The organism is Idiomarina zobellii, from assembly GCF_900100855.1.
In the GTDB taxonomy this organism is placed as follows: Bacteria; Pseudomonadota; Gammaproteobacteria; order Enterobacterales; family Alteromonadaceae; genus Idiomarina; species Idiomarina zobellii.
This window is the reverse complement of the sequence record NZ_FNCB01000008.1, coordinates 80,253-89,467: the sequence shown is the minus strand read 5'-3', so window position 1 is coordinate 89,467 and position 9,215 is coordinate 80,253. Positions and strand designations below refer to the sequence as shown.

The 9,215-nt window shown below is 45.7% G+C and carries 8 protein-coding genes and 1 rRNA gene; 6 read left to right on the top strand and 3 right to left on the bottom strand.

From position 1 onward, the window contains the following. From rrf to BLT32_RS08455, 6 genes are all read left to right on the top strand, one after another. Window positions 1-87, top strand: a 5S ribosomal RNA gene (rrf, locus tag BLT32_RS08480); the annotation flags it as partial. A 363-nt stretch (window positions 88-450) separates the two neighbouring features. Further along, window positions 451-2,880 carry a TonB-dependent receptor plug domain-containing protein gene (locus BLT32_RS08475; protein WP_053953855.1) on the top strand — a complete coding sequence of 810 codons (2,430 nt, stop codon included), beginning with the start codon at window positions 451-453 and terminating at the stop codon, window positions 2,878-2,880. Between the two features lie 157 nt (window positions 2,881-3,037). After that, window positions 3,038-3,355, top strand: coding sequence for a hypothetical protein (locus BLT32_RS08470; protein ID WP_053953856.1), 318 nt, complete (start codon window positions 3,038-3,040; stop codon window positions 3,353-3,355). 44 nt (window positions 3,356-3,399) lie between these two features. Continuing rightward, a complete protein-coding gene (locus tag BLT32_RS08465; RefSeq protein WP_058577078.1) occupies window positions 3,400-3,813 on the top strand; it encodes a copper chaperone PCu(A)C in 414 nt (137 codons plus the stop codon). A 21-nt stretch (window positions 3,814-3,834) separates the two neighbouring features. Continuing rightward, window positions 3,835-4,524: a TIGR04219 family outer membrane beta-barrel protein gene (locus BLT32_RS08460; RefSeq protein WP_053953858.1), complete on the top strand. Its 690-nt coding sequence runs from the start codon at window positions 3,835-3,837 to the stop codon at window positions 4,522-4,524. Window positions 4,525-4,612: 88 nt separating this feature from the next. Next, window positions 4,613-6,826, top strand: a complete 2,214-nt coding sequence (locus tag BLT32_RS08455) for a GGDEF/EAL domain-containing response regulator (protein WP_053953859.1) — start codon at window positions 4,613-4,615, stop codon at window positions 6,824-6,826. On the opposite strand, the gene BLT32_RS08450 is transcribed toward BLT32_RS08455, so the two are convergent. Genes BLT32_RS08450 through BLT32_RS08440 form a run of 3 tightly spaced genes read right to left on the bottom strand, consistent with a single transcriptional unit; the run spans window position 6,820 to window position 9,214 of the window. After that, window positions 6,820-7,290, bottom strand: coding sequence for a DUF3299 domain-containing protein (locus tag BLT32_RS08450; RefSeq protein WP_053953860.1), 471 nt, complete (start codon window positions 7,288-7,290; stop codon window positions 6,820-6,822). The two genes, BLT32_RS08455 and BLT32_RS08450, sit on opposite strands and share 7 nt — an antisense overlap. Next, window positions 7,287-8,519: an ABC transporter permease gene (locus tag BLT32_RS08445; protein WP_053953861.1), complete on the bottom strand. Its 1,233-nt coding sequence runs from the start codon at window positions 8,517-8,519 to the stop codon at window positions 7,287-7,289. The genes BLT32_RS08450 and BLT32_RS08445 overlap by 4 nt, the downstream gene beginning before the upstream one ends. Beyond that, window positions 8,516-9,214, bottom strand: a complete 699-nt coding sequence (locus tag BLT32_RS08440; RefSeq protein WP_053953862.1) for an ABC transporter ATP-binding protein — start codon at window positions 9,212-9,214, stop codon at window positions 8,516-8,518. The genes BLT32_RS08445 and BLT32_RS08440 overlap by 4 nt, the downstream gene beginning before the upstream one ends. Window position 9,215: the final 1 nt, after the last annotated feature.

The window sequence follows — 9,215 nt, the reverse complement described above, 5'->3', positions numbered from 1 at the left end:
TGAATCCATCCCGAACTCAGCAGTGAAACACACCAGCGCCGATGGTAGTGTGGGGTCTCCCCATGCGAGAGTAGGACACCGCCAGACTTCAAATAAAAGAGCCCCAGCCGATTTTGGCTGGGGCTTTTTATTTTGTGTGTTGTGCTACTCGAGCATGGGCATGTGACAAAATCGCCGGGAGCGATTTTGAACGCACGTTAGTGCGGCCCGAAGGGCGGAGGGCAGGAAGCCCGGAGTAAAGTAGGACACCGCCAGACTTCAAATCTAAGAAGCCCTCAGCTGATGCTGGGGGCTTTTTTTATGCCCGTCCTCCCGGAACTGCCATCACACCTGATGCAATAACCTTAGGGTGCTTATAACAAATGTTTATATGTCATCGCTAACAGGACTGAACCAAATTGCGTTTTCACTGCTATATTTACATTACATATAAATGGGGAGAACAGCAGTATGAAACGTATAAATCCTATAACACTAGCTTTGGCTAGTAGTTTTCTTGTCGCTCCAGTAGCATTAGCACAAAACGCCGATACAAATGACAGTGCAGAGGTAGAAGAGGTTATTCAGGTTGTAGGCTCTCGTTTATCAATGAGAACAGCAACTGACGGTGCAGCGCCAGTCGACATTATTAGCGGAGAAGATCTAGCTGCCACAGGAATGACCGATACAGCAAAAGCACTTCAATATGCTGTACCAAGTTTTAACTTCCCATCATCTTCTATTACGGATGGCAGTGACGCTGTTAGACCAGCCTCGCTAAGAGGTTTATCGCCTGATCATACGCTCGTCCTTATCAACGGCAAACGCCGTCACAGCTCTGCTTTAGTCCACTTGAATGGGACAACGGGGCGGGGTAGCTCAAACGTTGACCTTAACGCTATACCAATGTCGGCCATAAAACGCATTGAGGTCTTAAGAGATGGCGCTGCTGCACTTTACGGCTCAGATGCTATTGCTGGTGTGATTAACGTTGTATTGAAAGACAATTCAGAAGGCGGTAGTGCGAGCTTTCAGCTTGGCCAAACACATAAAGGCGATGGTGAACAATGGCGCGCATCGGCTAGTACTGGATTTTCGGTGGGCGAAGACGGTGCGTTAACGGTGTCTGGAGAACTTCAACATAAAAACCGTACCAATAGAGCAGGTCCAGATACTCGGCAACAGTATCCATTGCTTGAAAACGGTGACCCAGATCCCCGAGAAGAGACCTTTGATAGACAAAGTTTTCATATTGGCCAAGCTGAATACGAAAACGCCTCTTTATTTGCTAACTTCGATATGACTTTGGGCGACGGTAGGATTTATGCTTTTGGCGGCATGAGTGACCGTAAATCTGAGTCCGGGGCTTTTTACAGAAGAGCGATTCAAAGTAACACGTTGACTGAAATCTACCCTGACGGGTTTCTGCCTATTCTAGCACCTGATGTTAAAGACTACTCTATGTACGCCGGTTATGAGTGGTACTTGGGTGAATGGACTTTAGATTTTAGTGGTGGTTATGGTGTTAGTGAGTTCCAATATAATGTTGAGAACTCATTGAATGCATCTCTGGGGCCTGACGTAACTCCAACCTCGTTCGATGCGGGAACTCTGACGAACGAAGAATCGAATATCACATTCGATGCTCAGCGTTTTGTCCCGTTTGTGAACAATTCTGATTTATCGATTGCGTTTGGTGTGAGCTACCGCGACAACACTTACCAAATTGAAGCTGGTGAAGAGGCGTCTTATATTAACGGTGGTTACGAGGATCGTCCTGCCGGGAGTCAGGGCTACACAGGCTTTAGACCTGACGCAGAAGTTAACCAAAGCCGTGACAATGTTGGCGTGTACTTCGAAACCGAAAACCAGCTAACTACAGACTTTATGTGGGGCGCAGCGGTACGCTATGAAGACTATTCAGACTTTGGTGACAATACGAGCTGGAAGGTATCGGGACGCTACGACATTACGGACAGAATAGCGGTACGTGGCGCGGTTAATACCGGTTTTAGAGCACCCAGTGCCCAACAACTTTATTTCACCAACATCTCGACTCTGGCTGTTGATGTTGATGGTGAGACAGTTCTGCAACGCTCTGGAACCTTTAACTCTCTGAGTCCGGTTACAGATGCTTTGAATATCCCTGATCTTGAACCAGAAGAATCTGACAGTATCAGCGCAGGTATTGTCTGGAATGGTTATGACGGTTTGGCCATTACATTAGACTATTTCCGAATCAATATTGATGACCGCATTATTTTATCAAACCAAGTGTTTCCGGGTGACTCGCCGGCTGTAGCCGATGCGCTAAGCACGGTGTCCGCAGAAAATGCCCGGTTTTTTATCAATGCAGTTGATACAAAAACAGAAGGCTTGGATATTGTTGCTAGCAAGACATTTAGCTTAAATGACTTTGGTGAGCTAAAAGCACAACTTGCTTATGGCTTTAATAACACGGAAATAGAATCAGTTAATTTGCCGCCACTTTTTGATGGGCTTGAGTCGGTATTATTCGATTATGACGAAAAAATCCGTATGACCGATTCAACACCAGATCATAGTGGCTCGTTGGGCTTTACTCATTCATTAGGAAACTGGAAAACAGACGTACGTTTTAATTACTTTGGAACTTATATTATTGGTGATTACGACACAGGAGAGACTGCCGAAGAAGCCAATGATACTTATGGACCCAATTGGGTGACTGACATTTCAGTGAAATACGCATTTTCTGATGACCTCAGCTTAATCGTTGGTGGCCAGAACGTGTTTAGTGAGTATCCAGAAGAGCAACCGGTAGAGAGCGCGTTTGATACGATATTTAAGTATCCTAATACAAACTCGCCTATTGGATTCAACGGCGCTTACTTCTATTCCGAAGTTGAGTACAAGTTCTAAATTATCGAAAACTTAGTAAAAACCGCCATTATTTGGCGGTTTTTTTATTTCCGCCAACATCTTTTTTCCAAAAAAACTTTAAAAACAGAGAGTTACTCATTGGCATGGTTTATGAAAGCAATACTATTAAAATGATTTAATAGGTGTGGATAAGATTATGTCAGACAAGAAAACTGTTTGGATCATTGTAATTGCCGTTATCGCGTTTCTATTGTTTGGGGACGAGATTGTTGCCTTAACCGCTTCTATCTTAGGGGCTGCAGTTGAGCTTTCGGTGTCACTAATTGTTTGGTTACTGGTCGTCGGTGGTATTTTCTTCATCGTGACGTCGATATTCGGGAGCACGCTACTTGGCTTCTGCGCAGCGTTTATAGCACTGGTGCTAAGTGGAATTAGCTTTTTCTGGCCACTTTTACTCTGTCTTTTCGTTCTTTACTTAGTGTTTCGCAAACCGAGGGTTTCTAGGGCTCCTTAATTAAGTGTAAGATAGCGCATTATAAGCTGATTACTGGAATGACAATGCGTACATTACTGGCTGGTATTTTTACACTATTAATGACATCGACGGTATACGCCGATGTCGTTACTTTTTCCGAAGGCTGGGCGCGAGAAAGCATACCCGGAGCGGAGAATGGAGCCGCTTACGGCAAGTTAGCCAACCCGTCTCAAGAAGTCCTGATTATAAAGGGCGTGAGCGGTTCCGTTGCAGACAAGGTAGAAGTCCATACTCATGTGATGACCGATGGAATGATGTCGATGCAACAGGTAAAGGCGCTTGAATTACCTCCAAATGAACAAATAACCTTTGAACCTGGAAGCTATCACTTCATGTTATTTGGACTCTTGTCACCGCTGAAAAGTGGGCAATCGTTTGATTTGCAATTACACTTTACCAATGGTGAAACCCAGCCAGTTACTATTCGTGTTAAATAAAACGTTGTATTAAGGATGAACATGTATAAAAAAAGCATTATGCTCGCCGCTGCTTTGGCGCTAACACCTCAACTTGCAAACGCAGACACTGTTTTAGGTTTATATGTTGGTGGCCAATACTGGGATACCGATGCCAGCGGTGAGTATGGCGTTGGTTCGGAAGTATTTCCCCCTGGCTTCGAGGACAAAGGACAAAACAGTTATTACGCAGCACTAGAGCACCCTATCCCATTAATTCCTAATGTAAAAATACGTGAAAACTCACTTGAGTTTGACGGTGGATATGGACGTAATGACTTTAGCCATCGCGACTATATTTTTTATTACGAGTTTTTCGATAACGACATTATCTCGTTTGACGCTGGTATTAATGCAATGGATTTTGATGGTACGGTTCGCACGCCGGTGAGCACAACATTTGGGCGCCAGGACTTTTCTGTCACTGTTCCTACCGGTTACTTGGCAACACGCGTTGGTATTCCGATGACCGATCTTACGTTGTTTGCTGAAGTGAGTGCGCTGAGTGTGAAAGACTCAAAAGTGCAGGATGCCCAAATTGGTATCGAATATCGCTTGGTTGAAAACCTGGCGATCGACTTTAATTTGCATGCCGGTTACCGCCACTCTGTCATTGAGTTAGATGACGTTGACGATATTTATTCCGATGTAACCTTTAAAGGTCCTTTTGTAGGCCTAGAAGTCCATTTCTAAAGAAAACGAATACTGTTTATTCGCTTGCAGTTGTACAACCTTATAAGCTAAATTGTTAGATGTTTGTAACGGTTTAAGCGGAAGGCGAATGAGCAGTACCCCAGATGAGCCGCTGTTCCTTCATGATGACGATGAAGAGATCAAGGTAGACAAGCCCAAGGGCTTTTGGAAAATCCTGATTGTCGATGACGATCAGGAGATTCATGCTGTCACAAAAATGGCTCTCGCCGATGTCATTATTTCAGACAAACCCCTTCAATTTTTGCATGCGTATAGCGGTAGCGAAGCGCTCGATCGTTTAAGCGAGCACGATGACGTTGCTATGATTTTACTGGATGTTGTTATGGAAACTGACGACGCCGGTTTGAGAGTCGCGCAGGATATTCGAGAAAAGCTCGCTAACGATGAAATACGTATTGTGTTGCGAACGGGACAGCCCGGGTATGCACCGGAAGAAAATGTCGTAAAAGCGTATGACATCAATGACTATAAAACAAAAACTGAACTCACTCGTAGTCGCCTGTTAACCACTGTTTTCTCGGCAGTGCGTTCTTACCAACAGTTAAAAACCATTAATGAAAATCGCCGTGGCTTAAGAAAAATTATTCATTCTGCTTCGAATTTGATGGAACGCCATTCTATAGTGAACTTTTCCGAAGGTGTCGTCACTCAAATTGCTTCACTACTTGGCCTAAACGCAGAAGGCATTGTCGGCGCACGAGCTCCTCATAAAGATAATGATATTTTAGTACTGGGGGCTGCTGGTCACTTTGCGAACAGCATACATAAAAGTTTATCGACGCTAAACTCTGAGGAAATAGAAAGATCTGTTCGTCAGTGTCTGAATGAAAAGCGACACATTCAGACAGAGCACGCAACGGTATTTTTCATCGACGGGCAAGAGCATCAGGCTGCGGCCTATATTGAGACTGACCAAAAAGTGGCTGAGTACGATCAGGAGTTGCTGGAAGTCTTTTTAGCCAATATTGCTGTCGGGTTTGAAAATGCGAATTTATTTGAAGAGCTACGCACTGCTGCTTATCTTGACCCGCTAACCGGCATTCCTAACCGCGCTGAATTTACGCGAAAGCTTCAGGTTATCTCTGAAAAGCCTTGCCAGGAAACCGCCATAGCGGTGGTGGATATTGACCACTTTTCAGATGTGAACGATGGCCTCGGCCAGGATATAGGCAATCTACTTCTACGTTCCGTTGCGCTTCGACTTACCGAACAACTTGGTAATGAAGTTTTTGTTTCCAGAATTTCAGCGGATGTTTTTGGCATAACAGGTCATAAAGCTATCGTCACGCCGGGTAATATTAACCAACTGTTTATGTTACCGTTCAGAGCCGGCGAGCACTACATACCGCTGCAAGTCACCTGTGGTTTTACTTCTGCGGAAAATACCGAGCGAGTTAACGGTAAAGGTCTTTTGAAGCAGGTGTATATTGCCCTGAAAAGTGCGAAAACTCATTCATTCGAGCGCTTCGACTTTTATGAACCCATTATGGAGCAAGAGACTCAACGTCGTCTTGAACTGGTCAGAAAGCTAAGAGCTGACTTTTCGGATAGAAAACTGCAGGTCTGGTATCAACCCCAGGTTGACCTTAAGACTCAGAAAATTATCGGTGTTGAAGCATTATTGCGCTGGCCACAAAGCGATGGCAGTTTTATTTCACCGGCTGAGTTTATTCCCTTGGCGGAGTACTCGGGGCTTATTGTCGATATTGGCTCCTGGGTCATTGAAGAGTCTTGCCGACAAATTCAAGCCTTTGATGAAAGTGGTCTGCCTAATTTGCGTATCGCCATTAATGTGTCAGTTCCGCAGTTTAGAAAGCGGGATTTCCCCGAGCTGGTTGAAAAACAAATTGAACAGTCAGGCATATCGCCAGAGCGTGTTGAGCTTGAAATTACCGAAAGTATTCTGATGGAAGAGCCTGAGTTAGTCGCTGATATTTTAAAACGACTGAAGCTTCAAGGCGTGAAAGTTGCTATTGACGATTTCGGTGTCGGCTTTTCTTCGCTCAGTTATTTACAGAAACTACCGCTTAACCGAATTAAAATTGATAAAACCTTCGTGAATAACTCCGCCCATAAAAGCGGGCAAATCATTATTGAGACTATTGTGGATATGGCCCATCGGCTGGGTCTGGAAATTCTGGCGGAAGGTATTGAAGAAACAGAGCAGCGGGATTATTTCATTGGTCTGGACTGCCGGGAAGGGCAAGGCTTTTACTTCGCCAAACCCATGCCGGCTAATGAGCTTATTCAGTTACTGAAAGAGCAAAAAGACTCTTACTGATACACCTCAACAGAGTCGGCATCCATAGTGTAGCCAACAACTGCTAAGTCGCCTTCTTTGCGTTCCACCTTAATCGTACCCTCAATCCATACGGCATCGTAGGTGTTTTCGTAAGGAACACCTTCTTCGTATTGAACATGGATAATCTGATTCGGCGGCGGTGGCGGCACGTGAATACAGGCGCCGAAATAAGGCACTAACAAAAATTCAGTGACATTGTCAGCGTCACCTTCAAGCTGCACCACATAACCCGGTATGCGGACTTTTTTGCCATCCAAAGACTCGACCACAGGTGCATCTAAGTTAGTTTGCCTGTCTTCTTCTGGATTAGCGTCATAGTAAGATTGAGGCTTAACCGGCGGTGGGGTAAAACCTTCAGGGATTAAGTCTTTCCAGCCAATTTTCTCTGCTGCGAACGTCGGCATTGCAACGACCAAAAACATTAATGCTAATAACTGCTTCATACTTTCACCGTGAGTCCGTCTGCTAAAGACTGGCGATAGGCTCGCCAGGCTGGAATTAAACTTAACACAAAACCGGTAGCCACAACGAGCCCTAAGCGCCACCACTCAGCAACTGTTGGCCATGCAAAGCTAAGAACAATGCCGGTCTGCGACTGAATAACGCCGGCCAGCGACCATTCGAGCAAGTACAGCAGAGCCAACCCGCTTGCGGCGGCTACCACCGTCAGTAATAAAGCTTCACTGACTAACAAGCCAAAAACGGTTCCTGGTCCTGCGCCTACTGCTCTTAAGACCGCCATTTCACGACGGCGTTCCCGTAAGCTGGCAAGCATAATGGTCAGCATGCCTAGTAACCCAATAAGTACCACCATCGAGGATATAACGGTTAACGCTTGTTCGAATACGCGCAGCGTCTTCCACAACTCTTGCAGTGTCATACCGGGTAATAATGCTGTGAGTGGCTCCGGTTTATAGGTGTTAATTTGTCGTTGAAGCCTTAATGCCAGCGGTTTGGCTTTGAGCCCCAGTAGTGCGGCGCTAATGCTCTCTGCAGGAGGGTGAGCGTGGCTGTCACCATGGTCATGTTTGTCACGGCTTTCGCCACCATGAATAACTTCAAGGCTCGTTAAGCTGGTTAAAATAGTCTGGTCAACGGGCGTCCCTGTGCGCTTTAAGATACCTACGACAGTTAGCGGATGCTCATCGTGTTCACTAAAACTAATGCCGCCACTACCATGCGCAATGGTAATGTCATTACCGACTTTCTTGTTTAATTTAGACGCTGCTTCAGCGCCTAGTACAACTTGTTTTTCATCGTGGAAAGCGTCGCCAGCAGCAAAGGTTAGTGACTGCTTACTACCGTATCTAAAGTGTTTAAAGTAGTCTTTAGTAGTGGCAACAACGGGTAAACCGCCGACACTGTCACCCAGCGAAATTGGCACCGCCCACTCCACTGCGGGGCGTGAACGAATGTCATCAAAGGCCTCCCAACTCATGTTGTTGGTCATGCTACCAATATGAAAAACGGACGACAGCAGCAGCTGTATCTGACTGGTTCTGGCTCCAATAATTAAGTCTGTTCCCGAGACCGTATTAGCAAAGTTTGTTTGCACTTGTTCTCGCGTGCGTTCGACAGCAAGTAGCAAGGTGACACTGACTGCAATAGCAATAACAGTCAGCAGAACACTCGCACGGCGATTCAGCAAACTTTTAATGGCCAGCTTTATCATGCCGTTACTCCTGCTTTGTTGAGGTCATTGAGTTCAACATGGGAGTCAAAGTAGCGAGATAAAGCGGCATCATGCGTGACAAAAATCACCGTAGTATCGTTCTTAGCAGACAGTTCGAGAAGCAATTGGATAAAACTGTCACGGTGCTCAGCGTCGAGCGCTGATGTTGGCTCGTCCGCAATTAAAAGTGGTGGTGCGCCTAACAAAGCGCGTGCAGCAGCAACCCGTTGTTGTTGACCGACGCTGAGGGAGTGCGCGGGCTGTTGAATCTGGCTCTCGCTTAAACCTAAACGTTTCAACATATTGTGAGCTGAGGCTTCTGGTGTCTCGCCAGCCTTTGCAATGCGCTCTTTGCGAATGCTTGAAAACTGACAAGCTAATAAAGCATTGTCCAATGCAGACAAATAAGGCAAAAGATTAAACTGCTGAAAGATATAACCGATGTTATCGGCCCGGAACCGATCTCTCTGGCGTCCGGAAAGTTTAGAAAGCGGTGTGCCGAAAAGGCTCAACTCACCTTTTTGCGGTGAATTAATGCCGGCTAACAGCGATAACAGAGTGGACTTCCCGCTACCGCTGGGACCGCGTAAAAGCAGAGTTTCGCCGTTCTGTACTTGCCACTCGAGTATTTCTAATGTGGCGGGTTCATTGCGCTTCCAGGAGAAGCTTAAATCACGAACAGAAACGGCGGTCATA